The organism is Demequina soli, from assembly GCF_000971195.1.
Lineage (GTDB): Bacteria > Actinomycetota > Actinomycetes > Actinomycetales > Demequinaceae > Demequina > Demequina soli.
This window is the reverse complement of the sequence record NZ_BBLZ01000004.1, coordinates 282,584-305,621: the sequence shown is the minus strand read 5'-3', so window position 1 is coordinate 305,621 and position 23,038 is coordinate 282,584. Positions and strand designations below refer to the sequence as shown.

Sequence of the window (23,038 nt, the reverse complement as noted above, 5' to 3'; positions counted from 1 at the left end):
GCGGCCGCTACAGCCTCATCTGTGAAGAGCCACATTAGGGCAGACCCGACTTACAACCGATTCAGTTCTCGTCATCGTCCGAGATGCAGGAATCGTCCGTGGGCACCACACCTAGCGCTTGGAAAGGACCCCCGACACTCCTGTGACAAACATGCCAAGTAGCCCGTATGCGGCGAGCCTCAACGCTGTGATGAAGCCTGCCAGCCACTCGTTTCCGGAGACTTGCCAGGCCTCGGCCTGGCCCGAGCCTACGGGCGCGAGGACCACATCGAACGCATAGAGCCCGGCCCAGAATCCGGGATATCCAACTTGCGACGGGTCGCTTGCCGTCGTACCACCGGACGCAAGCGCGGAATCCGTGGGCGTCATGAACTGCCCGGAGAACCTGAGGGTCACAAGCGCTACGAGCCACACGATGCCGAGTCCCACTAAGGCGCGGGCCGGATAGTAGCCATGCCCGATCGTGTATCGCTTTATAGACCTCCACACGCGTCTCAGCAGCGCTCGGTCCTGCTTGAGGTAGCGCTCGGTGGCCTCAAAGCGGACCCTGCGCGCGGTCGCCTCGTGGCCCACCTGTTCCAGATGAGTGGCGAAGGCGAGCCACGTTCCTAGAGGAAAAGCGTGCGGGCCATCGGTAGCGTAGTCCAGCCAGCCGATGAGCCTCTCCGGGTCTCGCGTCATATCTTGGCTTAGAGCGCGAAGCTTCAGGTTGGACGTTGGTCCGATTGTCACGGGGGCGACGCCGACACGGGTCGTCGGCCTTGCTGTTTCGAGCCTCCCGACCTCTGCTTCGCTTAGGTCGAGCACGAGCTGGGGTGGAGCGCTGGAATTCCATGCTCCCGAACTAGTCTGTCGACGGCTCGTGGGTCGCCCGGCGGGTGGACGCGATGCGCGCTTCCGACCCGACGCTACGCCGTGAACTTCGTATGCACGAATGTTCGCTTCATCGCTTGCTGGGTGAGACTCGTCGGCGTCTAGGAATAGGGTGCCAATCTCGGCGCCACGCGCGGACAGCGCCACCGTGCCCGACGCGGACCTGAGGTTAGGCACGCACCATGCGCCGCCAACGCGCATTCGCTCAAACCGAAAGCCCTGTGGGGCATCGCCGCCGGCAGTGAAGATGCCAAACCGGGTGCGAACCTGTGTCGTTCGATTGACCAAGACAGTTGGGCCGAGATCGAGGCTGCCCTGAATGGCTGCGCCGGTGAAGTCGAGAAGTTCGACAGGAGTCGGCTCGCATTGTGTCTGGGAGACGGTCTCACGGGGATCCCCGCACTCCGGGGAAATGGATCCGCGAATCTCTGCATCATCCAGGCGCAATGCGCGGATCGCGGTCTTGTGCAAGTGCAGATTTCCGCCGATGCGAATGCCGCGGGCGAAGACGCCGTCGCCAAACCGCGACTCACTGATGGTGACGTCGAGGCCCACGGTCGACCGCGTGAGGTCCAGTGCGTACCCATGGTGCATGGTGATAAGCAGCTTCTTGCTGACCTCGCTGTCGGCAAGCATCAGGGACCGGTCGCCAGGGCCTGAGTCACTGCTGTCCCCAACATATAAGTTGCCCCGGACGGCCGCGTGGTTCATCGAAATGATCGTGTAGTTCGCCTTGACGCTCATGCTGCTGTTGAAGATCGCTGAATCCATCCACATGTGATTGGGCAACCTGACGCTCTTCTGGGCGCTTGGCATCGACAAGCAACTCTCGAGGTCGGCATACCAGTTGCTTGACTCCTGTACCTGGATGCGGCCCGCCTCGACACTCCCTGCGAACGTTCCACTGATAGCAAGACCGCCAACAGTTGTGTCGGCGAGGTTGACATGAAGACACTCCGAGCCCCTGCACCAAGTCTCGCCCACGTAGCGGGGGCCTACCTTGACAGCCACCGCGCCCAGGTAACCCAATTGGGCTCCGCAGCCAACGAGATTGCCGAGCGCAGTGGCGGCAAGTTGGAGATTCTCGATTCGCGACGCACTCACGTCAAGCCTGCCCACAGTGCACCCTCCAAGGCGCACCGAGCCAAGTGTGGCCCGTTGAAGGTCTAGCTCCTCCATCGCGCAATTGTGGAAACTCACGTCGAATGGCAGGGTCGCCCCCGCGAGGACAAGAGGTCCCTCGATCGAGAGCGCGCGCAATGAGATCTCGTCTTCGTGGTGTCCTTGCGCGAGCATTGCGAGAGTGAGTGCCACATCACTCGCGTTCGCACGCGTGGGCCACACGCCGCCAGGCAAGTGAAGGCCGACGTCGTCGCGCTCTGGTGGTGTCCCGGCGACACCCCAAGTTGTCAGCATCGCCTTCAGTTCGGCGACGGAAGCGAGACGCTCATAGCTGTCGATCTGAGTCACGCGACGAGGCTACAGATGGAGTGCCACGGGGCGTCGACGTCTAGCCATCGGACCGGTGCGTGTCGACACACGCGCCTCGGCCCGCGTTGGCATCTTGCGTAGGCGGACCCGTTTCCATGGGCGTGTTGCGCCCCGGGTTCGACAGACCATCCGCCGGCCTGATCAGCCACCGACCGGAAAGGCAGTGCCATGGGTGTGGACAAGCGGGTCGGCGTCGCCACGCTGAGGCCCGTGCGCCCATCGAGAACCCATCTTTGTGACCGTTCGAGTCAGCTGATGCTGGGGCAGACACTGGCGATGTCCCGCCCGCAAGGCACGTAACCGGGCGCGCCCGTGACGGGCGCCGTGCTCAGAGCATCGGCGCCATGCCGCCGTCGATGACGAAGCTCGACCCGGTGACGTTCGAGACCCGGGGGCTGCACAGGAGGGTCACGAGCACGGCGACCTCGGCGGGGGTGGAGAAGCGTCCGGTGGGCATCTGGCCGGCGGCGCCGGTCCGGACCTCGGCCGGGTCGATCCCCGCGGCAGCGCTCACCGTCGCGGCCACGCCTCCGGCCCCGTTCCACAGGTCGGTCGCCACCGGTCCGGGGTCGACGCTGGTGAAGCGGATGCCCTGGGGTCCGTAGGCCTTCGAGAGGCTCTTGGCCACGTTGCCGAAGGCGGCCTTCGCGGCGGAGTAGTCGATCACCAAGGGGTCGGGCAGGCGCGCGTTGAGCGAACCGACGTTGACGACGCAACCCGAGCCCCGTGCGAGCATGCCCGGCAGCACCGCGCGGATCATCTCGATGCCCGCGAAGAGGTCGAGCGCGAACGTGTGCGCCCAGTCATCCGGCGGGACGGCGAGGAAGCCTTCCGGCCGGGCGGGCGCGATACCTGCGTTGTTGACCAGCGCATGGGGTGCGCCGCCTGCGGCCTCGACGAGCCGTGCACGCGTGTCGGTTGCGGTGATGTCACCGGCGACGAGCGTGACCGAGGCACGGTCGGCGAGCGCCGAGAGCGCGGTGCTCGGCGTGCGTACGTTGGCGATCACCCGGGCGCCTTCGGCGGCCAGCGCCTCGCATACGGCGAGACCGATGCCCTTGCCCGCTCCGGTGACCACGACGGTGGCGTCCTGCAGCTGAAGATCCATGTCTCCACCGTAGGAGCGTGACGGGCGCCGCGTCCTGAGTCCGACGACTGCGCTTGGCGGCGGCATCACGACCCAGGAGGGAGGCCAGGGGAGCGCCGCATCGCAGTCGATCGACTCAAGACGGCGCGCAGGCGCCGTTCCTACGGTGGCGGTGTCAGCACGAAGCGCCACCACCCTGAGAAGGAGCGCCGCCATGACAGCCCAGCCGACAGCCGCGCCGCCCACGATGACCGCGTTGAGGGCGCACCTCCGCGGTGGCCCCGAGCAGTTCGAGCTCGAGGAGGCGCCCGTGCCCGAGCCTGGCGAGGGGGAGGTGCTGGTCGAGGTGCACGCCGCCGCGATCACCTTCGCCGAGCTCGACTGGGACCTCAGCTGGACGCGGGACGGCGCGGACCGCACCCCCGTCATCCCGTCGCACGAATTCTCAGGCACCGTCGCGGCGCTCGGCCCCGACGCGGACGGCACGTTCCAGCTCGGGGACGAGGTGTACGGGCTGGTGCCCTTCGACCGTGACGGCGCCGCGGCCCAGTACGTGGCCGTGCCCCTGGCGAACCTCGGCCGCAAGCCCGTCGGCGTCGGTCACGTCCAAGCCGCGGCGCTGCCCCTCGCAGCCGCGACCGCCTGGCAAGCCCTCGTGCGGCACGCGCGGGTACGGAGCGCCGAGCGCGTCCTGATCCACGGCGGCGCGGGCGGCGTGGGAGCGTTCGCCGTGCAGATCGCGGCCGCCCTCGGCGCCGACGTGACCGCCACCGTCCTCGAGCCTCAGAGGGGATTCGTGGCCGGCCTGGGCGCCCACCGCGTCATCGACGCCTCCGCGGAGGACTTCGACGGCGATGGCCGTGCGTACGACGTGGTGCTCGACACCGTCGGCGGCGACGTCCTGGTGCGCTCGTTCGGCGTCCTGCGTCCGCGCGGTCGCCTCGTGTCGCTCCAGGCGCCACCCGATCCCGAGCTCGCCACCGCACACGACGTCGAGCCGCTGTTCTTCGTGGTCGGCCCCGATCCCGAGGCGCTCGGGGCCGTCGCGGCACTCGCCGAGACCGGCCGGCTCGTCATCCCCATCGCGGCCACGTTCCCGCTCGCCGATGGACGGGCCGCCTACGCGTCCGGGGCGCGCTCGCCCCGACCGCCGGGGAAGACGGTGCTGATCGTCCGATGAGCGCACCACTCGCCCCCCGTGACGATGCGCGCCGAACCTGACCGGCGCATCGTCCCCGCGGACCCGTCCGGGCCGCGCCCCTCACCGCCCCATAAGAAGGAGAGCCGATCATGTCCACCCACCCCGCCACCCCCGTCCTCTTCATCCACGGCCTGTGGCTCCACCCGTCCTCCTGGCAGCCCTGGGTCGACCTCTTCACCGACGCCGGCTACGCCGCGGAGGCGCCCGGCTGGCCCGGCGTCCCCGCGACCGTCGACGCCGCCCGCGCGCACGAGTCCCTCATCGCCGGCGTCGGGATCGACGACGTGGTCGAGCGCTACCGGCAGGTGATCGAACGGCTTCCCGCGAAGCCCATCCTCGTCGGCCACTCCTTTGGAGGCATGATCGCGGAGAAGCTGCTAGGCATGGACCTGGCGCGCGCGGCGATCGCCATCGACGCCGCCCAGATCAAGGGCGTCCTGCCCCTGCCGCTGTCGTCGCTGCGTGCGACGCTGCCCGTGTTCAAGAACCCGGCGAACAAGGGCAAGGCGGTCTCGCTCACCGCCGAGCAGTTCCGGTACGCCTTCGGCAACGCCGTGAGCCCCGAGGAGTCCGACGAGCTCTACGACCGGTGGGCCATCCCCGCCCCGGGCAAGCCCCTGTTCGAGGCCGCGGCGGCCAACTTCTCGCTCCACTCGCCCGCGAAGGTCGACACCAGGAACGATGCGCGCGGCCCGCTGCTGCTCATCATGGGCGGTCAGGACCACACGGTCCCCGAGGCGATCACCCGATCGACGCTCAAGCAGTACAAGCACTCGTACGCGAGCACCGAGCTCATGGAGTTCGAGGACCGCGGGCACTCGCTCACCATCGACCACGGCTGGCGTGAGATCGCGGACCGCTGCCTCGCGTGGCTGGGCGAGCGCGCGCTCGCCGAGGCTGCGTGATGGCCGGGACCGCGCACCGCGTCGTCATCGTGGGCGGCGGGTTCGCCGGGCTGTTCGCGGCGCGCGGGCTGCGTCGGGCCGCGGTCGAGGTGGTGCTCATCGACCGGACCGGCTTCCACCTGTTCCAGCCGCTCCTCTACCAGGTGGCTACGGGCATCCTGTCGCAGGGCGAGATCGCGCGGCCGCTCCGGGAGGTGCTGCGCCGGCAGCGCAACGCCAGGCTCCTGTTGGGTGAGGTGCAGGACGTCGACCTCGTCGCGCGGACCGTCACCTCGTCGGCCTTCGGCGCAGTCACCGTCACCCCGTACGACACGCTCATGGTCGCCACGGGGGCGACGCACTCCTACTTCGGCAACGAGACCTTTCGCGAGCATGCGCCGGGACTCAAGACGGTGGACGATGCGCTCGCCATCCGTGCACGCATCTACGAGGCGTTCGAGCGTGCCGAGTCCGCGACCGACCACGCCGAACGATGCCGTCACCTCACCTTCGTGGTGGTGGGCGGCGGCCCGACCGGCGTCGAGGTCGCCGGACAGATCGCGGAGCTGTCCGCGCGCAGCCTGCGCCGCAACTTCCGCAGCATCGACCCGGCGGACGCGAGAGTCGTGCTCCTCGAGGCCGGACCGGCCCTGCTGCCCGCCTTCGGGCCGGTGCTGTCGGCCCGGGCTCGCCGCGACCTCGAGGCTGTCGGGGTGGAGGTGCTGCTCGGTGCCCGCGTCACGGGCATCGACGCCACCGAGGTGCGCTACACCGCGGACGGCCAGGACGTGCGGATGGCTGCGACCACCAAGGTCTGGGCTGCGGGCGTCGCGGCGTCGCCGCTGGGAGGCGCCCTCGCGACGCTCGCCGGCGCGCAGGCCGCGCGTGGGGGCCGCGTCGAGGTCGCACCCGACCTCACTCTCCCTGGGCACCCCGAGGTGTTCGTCCTGGGCGACCTGGCGAGCATGCCAGGCGTGCCCGGCCTCGCGCAGGCCGCGATCCAGGCCGGACGCTACGCCGCGCGTGTCGTGGCCGCACGCGTGGACGGCAGGGAGCCGCCCGCCCCTTTCCGGTACCGCGACAAGGGCAACCTTGCGACCATCGCCCGCCTGCGTGCGGTGGTCCAGACCGGACGCATCCGCCTCGTGGGGCCGGTCGCGTGGGCGGCGTGGCTCGGCGTGCACCTCGTCACCCTCAACGGGTACCGCAACCGCGTCACCGTGACCATGCACTGGGCGGCGACCTTCCTCGCCGGCGCACGCGCCGAGCGGGCCGCCACCGCCGTCCAGGCACGCCATGCGGCCGCCGCTCCGGTCCCGGTCCTTGCGGCCATGGAGCCGAGCCTCGCCGGAGGGCGCCGGTGACCGCACCCCACGGTGCGTCCACGCTTGTCGGACGCGCCGATCACCTCGACGCGATCGGCCGTGTGATCGCGCGCCAGGGCAGCGCGCCACGGGTGCTCCTGCTCGAGGGGGATCCGGGTATCGGGAAGTCGCGCCTGCTCGCGGTCGCCAGCACCGCAGCCCACGCGGCGCGCATGCGGGTGCTGAGCGCCGTCGGGACCGAGGCAGAGGCGCACCTCCCGTTCGCGGGGCTGCAGCAGCTGCTCGCGGGCCAGGCGTGGGAGACGGGCTGGTCCGGCGCGGGAGCCAACGGCATGGCGGAGCGCGACGCGCTTCGGGTGGCGCTCGGCCTCGCGGAAGGCCCGCGCCCCGACCCGTTCCTCATCGCGCGGGCGGTGTGGCGGTTGCTCGCCGCCACCGCGGAGCCCGTCGCGGTGCTCGTCGACGACCTTCACTGGTGGGATGAGCCGACGCGCGACGTGCTCGCCATGGTGGCGCGTCGGATCGGTCACGCGCCGGTCGTCCTGGTCGCAGCGACTCGGCCGGGGTACCCGGCTGCGGACCTGTCGGCCGAGGTGCGCAAGGTCGGCCCTGTCGACGAGCACGACGCACGAGCACTGCTCGCCGCATCGGCCCCGGGCCTGTCGGCGCCCGACACCGCGGCGGTGCTCGCAAGCGCCGGAGGGAACCCGCTCGCCCTTGTCGAGCTGCCCCACGCGCTCGACGTCGTGCGGGCCGCCGGCGGCGCATCGTCCCCAGCTGTCCCGCTACCCGCACGGCTCGAGGCCGCGTTCACCGCGCACCTCCACGAGCTGCCCGCATGGACCCGCGACGCGCTTCTCCTCGCCGCCCTCGACCCGATGGTCGGTATCGACGCCCTCGGCGAAGCCGTCGCCATGATGCGCCACGAACCCGCCAGGACCGTGGTCCTCGCGCCGGCCGTCGATGCGGGACTCGTGACGCTCGACGGCGACGTCCCCGTGATGCGTCACCCGCTCGTACGCTCGGGGATCCTCGCCGACGCCGCACTGGCGCGCCGCAAGGTCGCGAGCGCATCCCTCGCGCGCATCGTCGCGGACCCCGTGCGACAGGCGTGGCACCTCTCGCAGTCGATCCTCGGGCCGGACGATGCGGTCGCCGACCGGCTCGAGGCGGCCGCCGAGGTCGCGCTCGCGCGGGGGGCGCTGGCGTCGGCCGTCGCCGCGCTCGAACGCGCCGCGGACCTCACGACCACGTCGGCGCTGCGAGGGCGTCGGCTGCTCGTCGCGGCGCAGCACGCCTCCGAGATGGGTGCGACCGACGGCGTGCGCGCCCTGGTGGATCGTGCGCGCCGGGAGAACCTCTCCACCGTCGACGCGGCACGCCTCCAGGGAGTCGCCGAGACCTTCCGCGACACCGACGCCGCCGACGCGGGCCGCGTGCACGACCTCGTCGACGCCGCGGGCCACGCGGGCCAAGCCGGCGACACGCGCCTTGCGGTCGACCTGCTCCTCGCCGCCGGCCTGCGCTGCTGGTGGGCCGACACGGGTCGGCGCGCCCGTGGCGCCGTCATCGACGCGCTCGACTCGCTCCGCGTTCAGGCGCACGGGGACGCGCGGCGTGCGTTGATGCGCGAGCCTGCCTACATCGCCGCGCTCGCGGTGACCGAGCCCGTGCTGAGGGCGCGCCAGGTGACGGGCCTCCTGCACGCAGTCGCGCATCCAGGGGGCGCCGATTCCGGCCCGACGGGCGGGGAGGCGTGGCGCCTGCTCGGGATGGCGGCGCACGCGATCGGAGACAGCGTGAGCGCGGTCGCACTGCTCGACAGGTCCGCCGAGGACCTGCGGCTCCATGGACGCCAGGGGCTGCTCGCCCACGTCCTGAGCATGCTGGTCATCGTGCGCCTCGAGCTCGGGGACCTTCCCCGCGCGCGGGGTGCGGTCGACGAGGGTCTGCGCCTCGCAGAGCTGACCGGCCAGCCCATCTGGAGCGCGGGGACTCTCGTGTGCGCCGCCCGTGCCGAGGTCATGGCGGGGCACGCCGCAGCGGCGCTCGACATGGCAGCACGGGTCGAGGTCACCGCGGGCCGGGCCGGGCTCAACGACCTCCTCGCGTGCGTCCAGATGGTGCGGGGCCTCGCCGCGCTCGACGCGGGCGAGCCGCGGACCGCCTACGACGCGTTGCGCGCCATGTTCATGCCGGGCAGCCCCGCGTTCCACCAGCGGGAGCGGTTCGACGGGGTGATGCCGCTCGCACGCGCGGCCGCGCTCGCCGGCACGCGACACGAGATCGTCGACCTGATCGGCGACCTCGAGCGGACGGCGCGCGTCACCCCGTCACCGCTGCTTCACGCCCACCTGGCCTATGCGCGCGCCGCGCTCGCGGAGGAGCCGGACCAGGAGCGCCTGTACCGGGAGGCGCTCGCCCGCGTGGGCGGCGAGTGGCGGTGGGTCCGGGCGCAGACGCACGCCTCGTACGGAACCTGGCTCGAGGCTCGCGGCCGCTCGCACGAAGCAGCCGCGCACCTCGCCGCCGCCCGCGACGGCTTCGAGGGGACGCGAGTCGAGGGCGACGCGAGGTCCGTCGATCCTCAGGCGCCACGCGTGGTGGCGCGATGACCCGTCCCTACAAGCGTCGCGCCGTGGACACTGGTGACGTGGACGAGAGCATCGTGGGCCGCGCGGTCGAGCTTGCGCGGCTGCGCGCCCTCATCGACGGGCTGCCCGATGCCGGCGGTGCGTTGCTCATGCGCGGCGAGGCCGGCATGGGCAAGACCGTCCTGCTGGCGGCCGCGCGTGACCACGCCCGGCGGTCGGGGATGACGGTGGTGGCCGCGACGGGACTCGAGGCCGAGGCCTACCTGCCGTACTCCGGCCTGTACGAGGCGCTGCGGCCCGTCCTGCATCTGGCGGGCGAGCTCGCCCCGCCGCAGCGTGCGGCGCTGCTGGCGGCATTCGGCGAGGCCGAGCTGGGGCGACCGCCCGAACCGTTCCTCATCGCGCTCGGCGCTCTCAACCTGCTCGTCGCGGCGAGCGCCACGGCGCCGGTCCTCGTTGCCGTCGACGACGTCCAGTGGCTCGACGATCCGTCGCACGAGGCGCTCGCGTTCGTGGCGCGGCGCCTGGGCGATGCGCCGGTCGGCATGGTGGCCGTCCTGCGCGACGGTCACGACGCGGTGCTTGCGGCTGCGGGCCTGGCCCAGCTCGACGTGGGCGCCCTGGCCGACCCGGTGGCGCGCCAGCTGGTGGAGCGCCACGGCCCCCATCTGGGCGCGGCCGCGCGCGAACGGATCCTGCGCCACGCGCAGGGGAACGCGCTCGCGCTCGTGGAGCTGCCCGCCAGCCAACCGGCGGACACGACGCCGGTGCCGGGTCTGCCGATGCCGCCGATCACGCTCAGCGCGCGTCTCGAGCGCACCTTCGCCGCACGGTTGGGCGACCTCCCACCGGAGGCGCGCGACGTGCTCCTCGTCGCCGCCGTCGACGACGGTGCCTCGTTGCGCGAGATCCTCGCGGCGTCCACCCTGCTGGGCTCCGGGGCCGCCACCGCCGATGCGGTGGCCGCGGCGATCGCGGCACGCCTGATCCGCGTCGATGGCGGTGACGTGGTGTTCCGTCACCCCCTCGTGCGCTCGGGGGTCGTGCAGGCGGAGCCGTTGCCCCGGCGGCAGGCGGCGCACCTCGCGCTCGCCGAGGTCCTCACCGACGAGCCGTTCCGCTCGGTGTGGCATCGCGCCGAGTCCATCCTCGGCAAGGACGATGCGGTGGCGGACGCGCTCGAACGCCACCACCTGGTGGGCCTGAGGCGGGGGTCGGTGGCCTCGGCGATCGCGGCGCTCGAGCGGGCGGCGGACCTCACCACCGATGCCGGCGTGCGCGGCCGGAGGCTGCTGCTCGCCGCGGAGCTCGCGTTCGGGCTCGGCCGGGCCGACACCGTCGATGCGCTGCTCGCTCAGGCGGCGCTCACCCCGCTGAGCGAGCTCGAGCGCGCGCGGATGGAATGGCTGCGCGAGATCTTCAACGACGGCGTGCCAGGGGACGCGGCGCGCGTCCTCGAGCTGTGCACCATCGCGCGGCGGTCCGCCGAGCAAGGTGACCCCGCGCTGGCCCTCGACCTGCTGCTCGGCGCGGCGCTGAGGTGCTGGTGGGCACACGCCGGAGAGGAGGCGTCCGCGGCCGTCGTCGCCGCTGCGAACGATCTTCCCGCGGCATGCGGGGACGACCCGCGATTCGTCGCCACCCTCGCGGTGGCCGAGCCGAATCGCCAGAGCGCCCGCGTCCGACGCGCCCTCACGGCGGTGGTGCTCGAGACCGCCACCGACGCCGACCAGCTGCGGCTGCTCGGGATGGCCGCGCACGCGATCGGGGACCCCGTGCTCGCGATCGACCTCCTCGAGCGCGCCGAGGTGAGGCTGCGTGACCAGGGGAGGCTGGGGCTGCTGTCCCATGTCATCACCATGGCGATCGGCGACAGGCTGGAGGTAGGTGACCTCGCACGTGCGCGGGAGTCCTCGCGCGAAGGGCAACAGATCGCGCGCGACACGGGCCAGCCGATCTGGGACATCGGGAACCTCTCCCAGCACGCGATGCTGCTCGGCGTGCTGGGCGAGGCGGAGTCGGCGCACGCGGCCGCCGCGCGCGCCGAGCAGCTCGCCAACGGGCGCAGCCTCAACAACCTCCTGGCGTGCGTGCAGCTCGCGCGCGGCATCGCGAGCTGCAGCCAGGGCGCCTACGACGAGGCCTACGGCGCGCTCCGCAGGGTCTTCGACCCCGACGACGTCGCCTTCCACCCCATGGAGCGGTTCCACGGACTGATGTATCTCGCCGAGGCCGCGGCGCACTGCGGCGAGGAGGACGATGCCCGACGCATCGTCGCCGACCTCGAGCGGCTCGACGCGCGGATCGACTCGCCGATGCTCACGCATCAGCTGCTCTACGCGCGCGCCGTGCTCGCCGCCGACGACGCGGCTGAGGAGCTGTTCCGGCAGGCGCTCGGCCATGGCCTCGTGCGGTGGCCGCTGCTGCGGGCACGCCTCGAGCTGGCCTACGGCTCATGGCTGCGCCGCCACCGCCGGGTGGGGGAGTCGCGCAACCCGCTCCGCAACGCGCACGCCGCGCTGGACGCGATGGGTGCGTCGGCCTGGGCGGAACGCGCCGCGGTCGAGCTGCGAGCCGCTGGCAGCCGCGCCGCAGAAGGCCCCGACCGTGAGCGGCACGCGGCGCTGTCGCCCCAGGAATGGGAGATCGCGACCCTGGCCGCGGACGGGTTGTCCAACCGTGAGATCGGCGCGCGGCTCTACCTGTCGCCACGCACGGTCGGCTCCCACCTGTACCGGATCTTCCCCAAGCTCGGCGTCACCTCGAGGGCCCAGCTCGCCTCCCGGCTTGCCACGACCGACGCGGATGCGGGCCGGCCCGCGTGAAGCGCGCGCCGGACGAGGCGCGCGATCCTGGTCGAGCTCAACGTGGCCACCAGCGCGGCTCGCTGCACGTGGCTGGCGCCTCGTAGTTGTCGGTCGGCCTTAGGCGGTCCGAGTGCCGGTGAGCGTACCGGACGCCAGGACGTGCCCAGAGAGCTGCGGGGCAAGGTGCTCGGCAGCTGGGATTGTCGCCAGGTCGACCTGAGCGTCGAGGGCGTAGAGGTGGAAGCGGTAGTGGTGCGGGCCGTGTCCTGGGAGCGGGCGCGGGCCGGCGTAGGTCAAGGGTCCGCGCTTCCCGGCCAAGAATTGGACGTCGGTCGCGTCCGGGGTCAGTGCCCCCTCGGTGAGCCTCTCGACGGTGGCCGGGAATGCGGCGGCGGCATGGAGGCGGGGGCTGGTGCCGGGGCTGTCGAGATCCTCGACGATGAGCAGCAGGCTGGAGGCTTCGTCGGGAAGCGCGCTCCAGTCGAGGGCGGGCGAGACGTTCTGTCCGATGAACTTTCCGCAGTGCTTCGCAGGGATCTCTTCGCCCTCGAGGAAGTTGGGCGAGGTGAGGGTGAGACGCCCTGTTGTGGCGAATGCGGGGGCGTTGGCGAGGCTGTTCGTTTCCCCGGCGCGGCGACTGCTGAAGGCCCAGCCGAGGGGGCGCAGCACGATGTCGATGGGATGCATGGGTTCTCCTGGTTATGAGTTCGCGATGCGGAGCAGGATTGGAGCGGCGCGAGCGATGTCCGCTCGTTCGGTCGGTGTGAGGTCGGCAAGCTTGGTGTCGAGCCAGTCGCGGCGATGCTTGCGGGAGGCGGCTGCGGCCGCGCGGCCCTCACGGGTCAGGGCGAATACGACCTTGCGGCGGTCGTGTTCGGATCGGGACTTGGCGACGTAGGCGAGTTGTTCCAGGCGGCGGACCGTTTGGCTCATCGATCCGAGTGTGACTCGTGCCGAGTCCGCCAGATCGCTCAGGCTCATCTGGTCCTTCTTGTCCAGGGCCAGCAGCACAAGCAGTGCCGCATCGGGGACCTCGCCCTCCGCGCGTTCGGATCGGAAGCGGCTGTAGAGCCGAACGACCGCCTGGCGTAGCTCGGTGCTCGCGTTGTCCGTCATGGGTCGGCCTCCCTGGTGGATACGCGCTCGACTTTAGCAGATGCTTAGTATTACTAAGGATTGAGGCGGCCTCGGCGGACATTCTTGCGCCCCGAACTTCGGCAGCCTCGGCTGCGCGGTGGGGTTCGCCTCGGCGATGGTCGACGTCCACGGGGCGCGGGACTGGCAGCCCCGGTACATTGCCGTGGGTGGGGTCAGCCGATACCGAGCGAGGCCCGCGCGTCCTTGAGCGGCGACGTGAGCATCATCAGGTCGTGGGGGCTCGTCGAACTCGGGGATGGTGTTGAGGTGGAAGTTCTTGGCTGCGGCGTCCTTGCAGGGGACGATGATCGCGCGGGCGCCGATGTCGCTCGAGGCCGCGATGGAGCGGCGGATGGCGTCGAGCAGCAGCGCTCGGCCGAGGCGCTGTCCGGTGTGGCGCTCGTCGACCGCGAGACGCGCCAGCACGATGAACGGGACGGGGTGGCGACCGCCGTCGGCGCTCATGCGAGCGGTGGCGTTCGCCGGTGCGACGGAACCCATCGTGATCGCGTGATACGCGACCACCGTCTGGCTATCGGCTTCCGTGACGACGGCGACGCGGGTATGACCACCGTTGTGAGATCCGCGCGCATGCTTGTGCAGCCTGACGTTGAGCTCGGGGCTGAACGCTTCGAGAACCGATCAGATTCAACCGCGACCAACCGGAAACGACCGGGTACAGGCGGAATGAGCGGGTCTGCCCCAGCGTCGGTTGACGTCAACCAGCAACGGGGCAGACCCGCCCGCCGCCCGAGGGAGGGCGTGACTGGCTACGCTCGCCATGAGCGGTCCGCCCGCCTTCACGCCCGCACGGTGGGCACCTCCGTGCGATGCCCTGGTCGCCGCTCGATATGGAGGTAGCGATGCTGGCCGCAGGAGACGATGCCTTCGACACCGCCGTGCCGCCGAGCGGGTCCGGTTGCCTCGAGTGCGAGCAGACCGGCGGCTGGTGGTGGCACCTGCGTCGCTGTGCGCGGTGCGGACATGTCGGGTGCTGCGACGGATCGCTGAGCACCCACGCCCGCCGCCACGCCGCCGCGACGGGCCACCCCGTGATCCAGAGTTACGAGCCGGGGGAGGACTGGTACTGGGACTATGCGGGCGAGACGTTCCTCGAGGGGCCGCCGCTCGCCGAACCCACGAGCCACCCGCAGGATCAGCCGGCGCCCGGACCCGCGGGACGCGTCCCGGACGACTGGTGGGACATCCTCGCGCGCCGATAGCCGCGATGCCGCGGATCGCTGCGCCGAGCCGCCTCACCTGGGTCGCGGCGCTCCTCGCGGCACGGGCACCTACGACCGTGCCGCGCGCTCCTGCGCCTCGGTAATCTCGGGCACGTGGCTCTCGGCCCATTCCCTCACCGCCTGCAGCGGTACCCCGAGCGAGCGTCCCAGATCCGTGAGCTCATACTCGACGTGCGGGAGCTTGCCGCTGCGGTCGATGCGCTTCACGAGGCCATCGGTCTCGAGCGCGCGAAGGGTCTCCGTGAGGACCTTGGGCGTGATGCCCTGGATGCGGGTCTTGAGCTCCACGAAGCGCATCGGGCGCTCCTCCAGCGCGGTGACCACGAACACCGTCCACCGTGCGCCGATCCGGTGCAGCACGGTCCGGCTCGGGCACGTCGCCGCCATCACGTCGTAGGCCTTGCCCATCGAGGGTCCCCAGTTTCGTTGAAGTGACCGGTATCAAAACCATACCGTTCCCATCGTGGGCTCGCGAACGGCGCGATGCTCACCGCGATCACCCGTGGGTGGTGACGCCACTGGAAAGGACCACACCATCATGAACGAGACCCTGAACGGGCGGACCGTGCTCATCATCGGCGGCTCGAAGTTCCTCGGCGAGGCGATCGCCCGCCGGCTCGCCGCGGCCGGTGCGCAGGTCGTGATCGGGGCGCGGGACCTGGAGCACGCCGAGCGGGTAGTCGGCTCGCTTCCGGACGGCCGCGCACTGCGCCTCGACATCACGGACGAGGCGACCATCGCGGAGGCGGCGACCACGCTCACCGCCGTCGACCACATCGTGATCACCGCATCGGCCCATCACAACGTGCCCGTCGCGCAGCTCGAGAAGGATGGGGTCCTCGCCGCCTTCGATGCGAAGGTGGTCGGGCCGCTGCTGGTCGCGAAGCACTTCGGGGCGCTGCTTCCGTCGACCGGTTCGATCACGCTGTTCGCGGGGATCGCCGCCTGGTCGCCGGGGGCGCCCTACTCCGTCATGGGCGTCTCGAACGGTGCCGTCTCCTTCCTGGCGAGCCACCTCGCGCATGAGCTCGCGCCGGTGCGGGTGAACGCCATCTCGCCGGGCATAGTCGACTCCGGGAGCTGGGATGGACTGGGAGCGGAGGGCAAGCGGCGATTCCTCGAGGGCGTGGCGGCATCGAACCTCGCGGGCCGAGCCGGTGCGAGCGACGACATCGTCGATGCGGCGCTCTGGCTCCTCGGCGCGGGCTTCGTCACGGGCGAGACGATCCACGTCGAGGGCGGAGCGCGACTCGCATAGGTGCTGCTACATCAGCGACGCGTCGACACGGTGACGGTGAACTTGGTGTTGCGTGCGACCTGCTCGGTGGGGCCGATCGCACGCTCGAGCAGCGGCCGATACCTGAGCCCGGAGTTCCACACGCACCACAACTGACCCCCGGGCCGCAGGACCCTCGCCACGTCGGCGAACATCCGCGGCGCGAGCAGGTCGGTCACGGCAGCGGCCGAGTGGAACGGCGGGTTCAGCGTGATGAACGATGCGCTCGCGGAGGGCCTCGCGCCGAGCATGTCGTCCCGCGCCACGGTGACGCGCTCCTCGAGGCCGTTGGCGCGCATCGTCGCCCGCGCCGACGCGACCGCGATCGCCGACTGATCGCAGGCGTACACGTGCGCGCCGCCAAACTTCGTCGCCATCCGTGCGCCGATGATCCCCGTGCCGCAGGCCAGATCGATCAAGGGATCGCTCGGCGTCCCGCCGGCCGGGGCGCCGGGAAGGTTCTGGAGCAGCAGGCGGGTGCCGATGTCGAGCTTGGCGCCCGCGAACGCCCCGCCGTAGGCCCGCACCTCGAGGCCCTCGACCCGCGCGGCGGCAGGCACGGGGTCGCGACCATCCCGAGGCGCACGGGCGATCAGCACTCGTGACTTCTGGCGGGCATGGCTGATGTCGAGCGGCCCGAAGTGCTCGCTCAGCACCGCGTTCATCGACACCGACATGTGCTTGAGCCGCCCGCCCGCGACCACGACCACGGCGGGGTCGGCGTGCGCCGCGATCAGGCCGGCGATGTCGCGCAGCGCGTCGCGGGTGCGGGGCAGGCGGAGCAGGACGATGCGCGCCCCTCTCACCAGGCCCGCGTCGAGGGGGAGCGGGCGGAAGTGGCCGGTGAGCCCCGCGCGCGCGGCATTCGTCGTAAGTGCGCGCTCCCCGGTGATCGCGTCGATGTGCGTGCGGATCCCGCTCGCGCCGTCCTCGGCGGCCCCGAGGGTGAGCGCGCCGTAGGCGTCGTTGATCACCGCGATGTCGCCCGGCACCGCGGTCGCGCGCAACGATGCCGACTCGTCCAGGATCAGGCGATCGGCCGCGTCGACGGCGACAAGGTCGGGTGCCTCGACGTCGGGCCAGCGCCGCAGCGCATCGAAGATCGCGCTCATCGGTCTGCCGGGACGCGGGGGAGGGGGCGCCTGGGGACGATGCGCGGGTGGGGGACGGTCACGAAGCGAGCCTAGTCGCGGGTCGCGAGGGCGATCCCCGCGATCGCGTCCGGACGCGACGCGTCAGGCGGCGCGCGAGTGGAGGGTGATCGTGTAGCCGTCGGGGTCGCGGAAGGCGAAGGTGGTGCCGAACGGGCCGTCGAACGGCGCCTGCGTGACGGTGGCGCCGTGGGCCACCAGCGCATCGTGCACGGTGAGAGCGTCCTCGCGATGGAACCACAGGGCGATGCCGGTCCCCAGCTCGGGGATGGCGTCGAGGTCGACGCCCGGCAGCGGCGTGCGGACGCCGAACGTGGCGCCGCCGGCGGAGAAGATCTGCGCGTGGGGGTTCGGGGCCGGGAGGCGTCGCATGCCGACCACGTGCTCGTAGAAGTCCGCGGAGGCGGCGATGTCGCGGACCTGGATCGAGACGAAGTCCGGGCCGGAGGTGGGGGCGGTCATGGTGGGGTCCTTTCGCGAATCAAGTGTCAACATACTGACACTTCGCGCCGCTGTGTGTCAAACTCTTGACATGAACGTCGCGACGTCCCCGGCCAGCCCTGAGGAGCTCGGAGTCCTCCTCAAGGGTGCGCAGTCCGTCCTGCACCTGCGGATGGACGAGTGCCTGCGTCCCCTCGGGCTGAGCGTCTCCCAGTACGCGTGCCTGCATCACCTCCACCAGGCGCCCGGGATCACCGCCTCCGACCTCGCGCGGCGAGCGTTCGTGAGCAGGCAGGCCATGAGCGTGCTTCTGCAGGGGCTCGAGCGGCAGGGCCTGGTGGCCCGGGCGGAGGAGCAGGGACCACGGCGCGAGCGCGCCATGTCGCTCACGCCCCGGGCCGAGGCCGCGCTTCACGACGCCGACCGCGCCGTGTCCGAGGTGGTGGGCCGGATGGTCGCACCGTTGCCGCAGTCCGAGCGCGACACGCTCGCGCGGCTGCTCGCGGCGTGCCGCGACGCGCTGCTGGACGGGTGACGGCGCCCACTGCTCAGGGCGTGGTGAGGATCGCTTCGCGCCGTCGCTGCAGCTCGGTGATCCGCGCCGCGCCCTCGGCGGCCTCGGTGTCGAGCTCCGCGGCGAGCTCGGAGAGCCGACGCCGAAGTGCCTCTGCGCGTCCCTGGGCCTCGGCGATGCGGTCCCGCACCATCCAGTCGCTGACGATGTTGTCGAACAGCACGTCGAAGACGGCCAGCGTCTGCGACACGTCGACACCGTCGATCGCCGCACCACCGATGTCGGCGAGCTCGACCGACAGCCGCTCGAGCGCCCGGTTGACCGCGGTGAAGGCCTCGGTGGCGTCGTCGATCCTCGAGTGCTTGACCATGTCGGCGATGAGGCCGCCGCCGAAGAACGTGTCGTACGTCGACCAGCCGCCCGCGCTGTCCAGCTTGTCGAGAGCGCCGTCGAGCGCGCTCCTCGCGCCGCGCAGCGCCTCGACGGCCTCCCCGATCTCGCGTCGACGGGCCTGGGCGACGCCCCACCGCTCCGCGAGCTCCGTCAGCTCGGCCGCGTCGGGGCCGCCGGAGGCGAGGATCGCCTCCTCGTAGGAGACGAGCGCCTCGTCGTACGCGCGATCGGCGCCGCTCAGCGCATCGTGCTCGCGCCGCACCCGCGCGTCCTCGGCGACGGCGCTGTCGAGGCGCGACCGCGCCGCGGTGACCGCAAGTGCGGCGGCATCCGCCTCCGCGCGCTCCGTGGCGAGGCGATCGGCCGTGTTGCCGCGCAGCGCGGCCCAGACCTTCGTGGGTGACAGCTGCTCGAGCCGGCGGACACCCGCCTGCTCCTCCGCCAGCGCCCGCTCCAGCGAGGCCAGCTCGTCCCGACGGGTCGCCACGAGCGCCGCGGTGGTCTCGAGCTGGACGGCCGTCCGCCGCCGATGCGCTCGCGACTCCGCGGCGGCCCGGACGGTTTCCGCGTGCGCTACCAGGGATGACTCGCTCACCCGACCACTGTGCCACAGGTGTCCGGGCGCGACGCGCTACGTCAGCGCGGCCGCGAGCGCCGCGAGGGTCTCCGACGTGCCTGCATCGATCTTGACGTCCGCGCGCCGATCGCCCTTGGTGGCGCCCCGGTTGACGATCACGATCGGCAGGCCTCGGCGGTGCGCGCGCTCCACGAGACGCAGCCCCGAGTTCACGGCGAGCGACGAGCCGGCGACCAGCATCGCCGCGGCGTCGTCGACGATGCGCTCGGCCGCCCGGGTGCGAGCGGCGGGCACGAGCTCCCCGAAGAACACGACCTCGGGCTTGAGGAGCCCGCCGCACGCGGTGCAGTCGGGCACGGCGACGCTCTCCCAGGACTCCGGCAGCACGTCTCCGTCGGGCCCGAGCCGCACGCCGTCGGGGAGCGCCAGCTCCGGGTTGTCGCGCTCGAGCCGCGCGGCGACCTCCTCGCGGGCGAAGCTGGTGCCGCAGGTGAGGCATGCGACGGCGCGCATGTGGCCGTGGAGCTCGACCACCTCGCGTGAGCCCGCGCGCAGGTGGAGCCCGTCGACGTTCTGCGTGACCAAGCCGGAGACCGCGCCGGCGGCCTCGAGCGCGGCGAGCGCGCGATGCCCCGCGTTCGGCTGCGTGGCGGAGAACGCCTTCCAGCCCAGGTGGGAGCCGACCCAGTAGCGCCTTCGCTTGGCCTCGTCGCCGACGAAGTCCTGGAAGGTCATGGGCGTGCGACGCGGGGAGCTCGCGCCCCGATAGTCGGGAATCCCGGAGTCCGTCGACAGGCCCGCGCCCGTGAGGACGGCGATGGTGCGGCCCGCGAGCAGCTCGACCGCGCGCGAGGTCGCCGGCGCCTCGAGATCGGGATCCTGTGCGCCCACGGTTGTCACGCGGCTCCTCCTGGCGGTCCGTCGGACGATGCTGTGCACACGATGGTCGCACGCCCGCGTGGGTGTGGACGATGCGTGGGTGCGGTGTGGGTGGGGTGCGCCGGCGGGGCGCGTGAGCCTGGTGGCACCCGCACACCTCTCAAGGAGAAGCCGCCATGACCGCCACCGTCCCTCCCGACCAGCGCCCCGACATCCAGGAGATGGTGGTGATCCACCGCGCGTTCCGGCGCGAGTTCGGCATCGTCCCCGCCTACATCCGCGCCACCGCCGACGGCGACACGGCCCGCGCGTCCGTGGTCGCGCGGCACCTGCGCCTGTGCATGGCCGGGCTGGAGATGCATCACACGGGCGAGGACATCGTGCTGTGGCCGCTGCTGCTCGAGCGCGCCGCGCCGTCGACCGGCCTGGTCGAGACCATGCAGGCGCAGCACCACGGGGTGGATGCGCACATCGAGGCCGTCCAGCCCGCCCTCGCGGCCTGGGAGGAGCACCCCACCGCGGCCGGCGGCGAACGGCTCGCCATGCTCGTCGAGGGCTTCAGCACCGCGCTGTTCGAGCACCTCGACCTCGAGGAGCGCGAGATCCTGCCGCTGGCGTACCGCCACGTGACCGATGCGGAGTGGCGGCAGATGGGCCAGCACGGCACCGAGGTGATGTCGAGGAGCGAGCTGCCGATCATGTTCGGCCTGGTCCTCGAGGACGCGGACGCCGACGAGCGTGCCCGCATGCTCGCGACCCTGCCGGTGCCCGTCCGTCTGCTGCTGCGCACCGTCGGCGCGTGGCAGTTCAGCCGGTACGTGCGGCGCCTGCGCGGTCGATGACGGCCGCGCTTCGTGCCGTGATCGCCGCCGCGTCGGCGGCGCGACCGGCGGCCCATGCGCGCGAGAACGCCGCCGGTCCCAGCGTCGCCCGCGTCCGCTCGAGCCCGCGGTCGGCAAGGGTGCGCGCGACGGGGAACGTCGGGTCCACCGCATCGGCCACCGAGATCGCGGCACCCGCGCCGAACAGCCAGGCTGCCGTCTCCGGGTCGCTGACGCGCAGCGCGACGCCCGCGAGCGCGGGCAGGGCATAGCCGAGCGTCCAGCTCAGCCGACCCGCGGCCGAGATCGCCACGGACTCGCCGAGAAGCGCAGCCGCGGCGCCGTCGTCGCCGCGCACCTCCGCGAGCGTCGCATGCACGTTGAGCGCGGTCGCGAGCGTGAACGGGTTGCCGAGGTCGCGCGCGAGCCGGACCGCGTCGAGGATCACTGCGTCCGCGGCCGCGAGATCGCCCGATGCGAGCGCCAGCTGAGCCCGCGCGATCCGGGCGTGCGCCTGCACCCAACGGTTCTCCGCCTCCCGTGCGCGGGCCTCGGCCTCGCCGAGCGCGCCCGCGGCCTCGTCGAGGCGACCCGCGAACACGGCCGCCTGCGCGAGCAGCGTCAGTGTCGCGCACGTGATCGCCGGATCCGTGACACGCCTGCATGCGGCGGCGGCGCGGTCCGCCTCGCGCGCCATGGCGACGCGCTCGCCGGTGAGCAGCAGCAGGCCCAGCCGTGCCGTGAGGACCCGGCAGCGGGTGGCATCCGGCACGCCCACACCGATCCGGTCAAGCCACTCGAGGCCCTCGCGGGCGTGGCCGCGGAGCGCGAGGTACGGCCACAGGCGCGCCGCCAGCTCGCCCGCATCGTTGTCGCGATCGAGCTCCACCAGGCGCAGGAACGCGGCGCGCAGGTTGCCGTGGTCCGCGTCGAGCCGATCGAGCGTGGCGACCAGGCCCGCGCCCTCGAGCGCACCGGCGGCGGCGACCCCGAGCGCGAGGAAGTGTGCGGCGTGCGCATCCGCGGCGGCCTGCGCGCCTCCCGTGACGTGCAGCCGCGCCCTCGCGTGCTGACGCACGGGCTCGAGCATCCGGAAGCGCGGCTCGCCGACGGGCGCGTCGGCACGCATCACCAGCGACTGCTCGACGAGCGTCGCGAGCATCGGCCATGACGACGCGCCCCCCGAGACGGCATCTCCTGCGACCTCGTCCACCGCGTCGAGCGAGAAGCCGCCGACGAAGACCGACAGCCTCGCGAAGAGGGCGATCTCCTCGGGCTCGAGCAGGTCCATGCTCCAGTCGAGCACGCTCCCCATGGTCCGGTGCCGCGCGGGGAGGTCCTGGGGCGCTCCGCCGAGGTCGACGCGGCCGAGCATGGCGGCCAGCGCGGTAGGCGTGAGGAGCCTCAGGCCCGACGCCGCGAGCTCGAGCGCGAGCGGGATCCCGTCCAGCCGTCGTGCGATGGAGGCGAGCGCGTCGGCGTCCTCGGGGGTGCGGGGCAGGCCGCGCGCCGCGGCCCCGGCGCGGTCCAGCAGGAGGCGCACGGCCGGCGAGGACGTCACGGCGTCGATCGTCGTGGCGGCGGGGAGCGGCAGGGGCGGCACCGCGTACTCGAACTCGACGCGGATCCTCAGAGCGGCGCGGCTGGTGGCGAGCACCACCAGTCCGCGGCACCGTGCGAGGAGCTCCGCGAGGACGGGTGCGACGCCCGCGACCTGCTCGAGGTTGTCGAGGACCAGCAGCACCGGGGCACCGGTGAGGTGGCGCGCCAGCTCGCCGAGGGCGTCCTCGGCCACCAGGTCCGGCCGGCCGAGAGCCGCCGCGATGCGGGGGAGCGCGTGCACGGCCTGACGGACGGGGGCGAGGTCGACCGCGACCGCGCCGCCGTCGAACCGGTGCGCCTCGGACGCGAGCACGTCGAGCGCGAGCCGCGTCTTGCCGATGCCTCCGGGACCGGTGAGCGTGACCAGGCGGTGGTGTCCGTCGGCGACCAGCGCGCGGAGCTCCGCGCGCTCGGGCTCCCGGCCGATCAGGTCGCCGCCGGCGACGAGCGGCGTGGCCGCGACGACGTCCGGATCGGGCGCGGGCGCCGCCTCGGCGCGGGCGGGGACTGCGGCGACGAGGACGGCCCGCTCGTCCGCGGTCAGCCCGAGGCCCTCGGCGAGCGCGCGAACGGTGTGAGGGTAGGGCCGCCGGCGCTCGCCCCGCTCGAGCGCCCCGATCGCCTTCGCGGTGATGCCGGAGAGCTCCGCCAGCTCCTCCTGGGTGAGGGCGCGCGACTCCCGCAGGCGTCGCAGGACGGCGCCGACCCCCTCGGCCGTGTAGTCGTGGCCCACGTCGGCAC

Annotated in this window: 20 protein-coding genes; 9 read left to right on the top strand and 11 right to left on the bottom strand. The window is 72.2% G+C overall.

The features are described 5' to 3' along the window. Window positions 1-111 precede the first annotated feature (111 nt). Window positions 112-2,343, bottom strand: coding sequence for a hypothetical protein (locus tag AOM04_RS10500; protein WP_062464734.1), 2,232 nt, complete (start codon window positions 2,341-2,343; stop codon window positions 112-114). Between the two features lie 349 nt (window positions 2,344-2,692). Then, entirely contained in the window at window positions 2,693-3,472 is a 780-nt protein-coding gene (locus tag AOM04_RS10495) for an SDR family NAD(P)-dependent oxidoreductase (RefSeq protein WP_062464733.1), read from the bottom strand. A gap of 193 nt (window positions 3,473-3,665) precedes the next feature. On the opposite strand from AOM04_RS10495, the gene AOM04_RS10490 reads away from it, so the two are divergent. The 5 genes from AOM04_RS10490 to AOM04_RS10470 all read left to right on the top strand — a co-directional run bounded on the left by AOM04_RS10490 (window position 3,666) and on the right by AOM04_RS10470 (window position 12,280). After that, entirely contained in the window at window positions 3,666-4,631 is a 966-nt protein-coding gene (locus AOM04_RS10490; protein WP_228373683.1) for an NADP-dependent oxidoreductase, read from the top strand. Between the two features lie 110 nt (window positions 4,632-4,741). Next, window positions 4,742-5,557 carry an alpha/beta hydrolase gene (locus tag AOM04_RS10485; protein WP_062464732.1) on the top strand — a complete coding sequence of 272 codons (816 nt, stop codon included), beginning with the start codon at window positions 4,742-4,744 and terminating at the stop codon, window positions 5,555-5,557. Then, the gene (locus tag AOM04_RS10480) at window positions 5,557-6,900 is read left to right on the top strand and encodes an NAD(P)/FAD-dependent oxidoreductase (RefSeq protein WP_062464731.1); all 1,344 of its coding nucleotides are present in this window, start codon (window positions 5,557-5,559) and stop codon (window positions 6,898-6,900) included. Before AOM04_RS10485 ends, AOM04_RS10480 begins: the two co-directional genes overlap by 1 nt. Beyond that, the gene (locus AOM04_RS10475; RefSeq protein ID WP_062464730.1) at window positions 6,897-9,476 is read left to right on the top strand and encodes an AAA family ATPase; all 2,580 of its coding nucleotides are present in this window, start codon (window positions 6,897-6,899) and stop codon (window positions 9,474-9,476) included. Before AOM04_RS10480 ends, AOM04_RS10475 begins: the two co-directional genes overlap by 4 nt. 38 nt (window positions 9,477-9,514) lie before the next feature. After that, on the top strand, window positions 9,515-12,280 hold the full coding sequence (locus tag AOM04_RS10470) for an ATP-binding protein (protein ID WP_156160695.1): 2,766 nt from the start codon (window positions 9,515-9,517) through the stop codon (window positions 12,278-12,280). Between the two features lie 99 nt (window positions 12,281-12,379). Here AOM04_RS10470 and AOM04_RS10465 read toward each other — a convergent pair whose 3' ends face one another. From AOM04_RS10465 to AOM04_RS14610, 3 genes are read right to left on the bottom strand one after another with little or no spacing between them, the layout of a single operon-like run. Then, the gene (locus AOM04_RS10465; protein ID WP_062464728.1) at window positions 12,380-12,949 is read right to left on the bottom strand and encodes a YbhB/YbcL family Raf kinase inhibitor-like protein; all 570 of its coding nucleotides are present in this window, start codon (window positions 12,947-12,949) and stop codon (window positions 12,380-12,382) included. Window positions 12,950-12,961: 12 nt separating this feature from the next. Further along, window positions 12,962-13,378: a MarR family winged helix-turn-helix transcriptional regulator gene (locus tag AOM04_RS10460; RefSeq protein ID WP_062464727.1), complete on the bottom strand. Its 417-nt coding sequence runs from the start codon at window positions 13,376-13,378 to the stop codon at window positions 12,962-12,964. 33 nt (window positions 13,379-13,411) lie between these two features. After that, complete coding sequence (locus AOM04_RS14610) at window positions 13,412-13,900, bottom strand: GNAT family N-acetyltransferase (protein WP_156160694.1); 489 nt, start codon at window positions 13,898-13,900, stop codon at window positions 13,412-13,414. A gap of 362 nt (window positions 13,901-14,262) precedes the next feature. Between AOM04_RS14610 and AOM04_RS10450 the strand changes: the two genes are divergently transcribed. After that, window positions 14,263-14,622 (top strand): UBP-type zinc finger domain-containing protein, encoded by a 360-nt coding sequence (locus AOM04_RS10450; protein WP_062464879.1) that lies wholly within the window; start codon window positions 14,263-14,265, stop codon window positions 14,620-14,622. Between the two features lie 69 nt (window positions 14,623-14,691). Here the strand turns inward: AOM04_RS10450 and AOM04_RS10445 are convergent, their stop codons facing one another. Continuing rightward, the gene (locus tag AOM04_RS10445) at window positions 14,692-15,051 is read right to left on the bottom strand and encodes a winged helix-turn-helix transcriptional regulator (protein WP_062464725.1); all 360 of its coding nucleotides are present in this window, start codon (window positions 15,049-15,051) and stop codon (window positions 14,692-14,694) included. Window positions 15,052-15,181: 130 nt separating this feature from the next. On the opposite strand from AOM04_RS10445, the gene AOM04_RS10440 reads away from it, so the two are divergent. Then, a complete protein-coding gene (locus tag AOM04_RS10440) occupies window positions 15,182-15,901 on the top strand; it encodes an SDR family oxidoreductase (RefSeq protein WP_062464724.1) in 720 nt (239 codons plus the stop codon). A gap of 11 nt (window positions 15,902-15,912) precedes the next feature. Here AOM04_RS10440 and AOM04_RS10435 read toward each other — a convergent pair whose 3' ends face one another. Continuing rightward, on the bottom strand, window positions 15,913-17,031 hold the full coding sequence (locus AOM04_RS10435) for a class I SAM-dependent methyltransferase (RefSeq protein WP_062464723.1): 1,119 nt from the start codon (window positions 17,029-17,031) through the stop codon (window positions 15,913-15,915). Between the two features lie 123 nt (window positions 17,032-17,154). Continuing rightward, window positions 17,155-17,532 (bottom strand): VOC family protein, encoded by a 378-nt coding sequence (locus AOM04_RS10430; protein ID WP_062464722.1) that lies wholly within the window; start codon window positions 17,530-17,532, stop codon window positions 17,155-17,157. Between the two features lie 70 nt (window positions 17,533-17,602). On the opposite strand from AOM04_RS10430, the gene AOM04_RS10425 reads away from it, so the two are divergent. Then, window positions 17,603-18,046, top strand: a complete 444-nt coding sequence (locus tag AOM04_RS10425) for a MarR family winged helix-turn-helix transcriptional regulator (protein ID WP_062464721.1) — start codon at window positions 17,603-17,605, stop codon at window positions 18,044-18,046. 13 nt (window positions 18,047-18,059) lie between these two features. On the opposite strand, the gene AOM04_RS10420 is transcribed toward AOM04_RS10425, so the two are convergent. Beyond that, window positions 18,060-19,013, bottom strand: coding sequence for a hypothetical protein (locus tag AOM04_RS10420; RefSeq protein ID WP_062464720.1), 954 nt, complete (start codon window positions 19,011-19,013; stop codon window positions 18,060-18,062). Window positions 19,014-19,049: 36 nt separating this feature from the next. Next, window positions 19,050-19,895: a Sir2 family NAD-dependent protein deacetylase gene (locus AOM04_RS10415; protein ID WP_062464719.1), complete on the bottom strand. Its 846-nt coding sequence runs from the start codon at window positions 19,893-19,895 to the stop codon at window positions 19,050-19,052. A 155-nt stretch (window positions 19,896-20,050) separates the two neighbouring features. Here AOM04_RS10415 and AOM04_RS10410 point away from each other — a divergent pair, with 155 nt between their 5' ends. Continuing rightward, window positions 20,051-20,716 (top strand): hemerythrin domain-containing protein, encoded by a 666-nt coding sequence (locus AOM04_RS10410; RefSeq protein ID WP_062464718.1) that lies wholly within the window; start codon window positions 20,051-20,053, stop codon window positions 20,714-20,716. Here AOM04_RS10410 and AOM04_RS10405 read toward each other — a convergent pair. Continuing rightward, entirely contained in the window at window positions 20,682-23,030 is a 2,349-nt protein-coding gene (locus AOM04_RS10405; RefSeq protein ID WP_062464717.1) for an ATP-binding protein, read from the bottom strand. The genes AOM04_RS10410 and AOM04_RS10405 overlap by 35 nt on opposite strands. Window positions 23,031-23,038 lie beyond the last annotated feature (8 nt).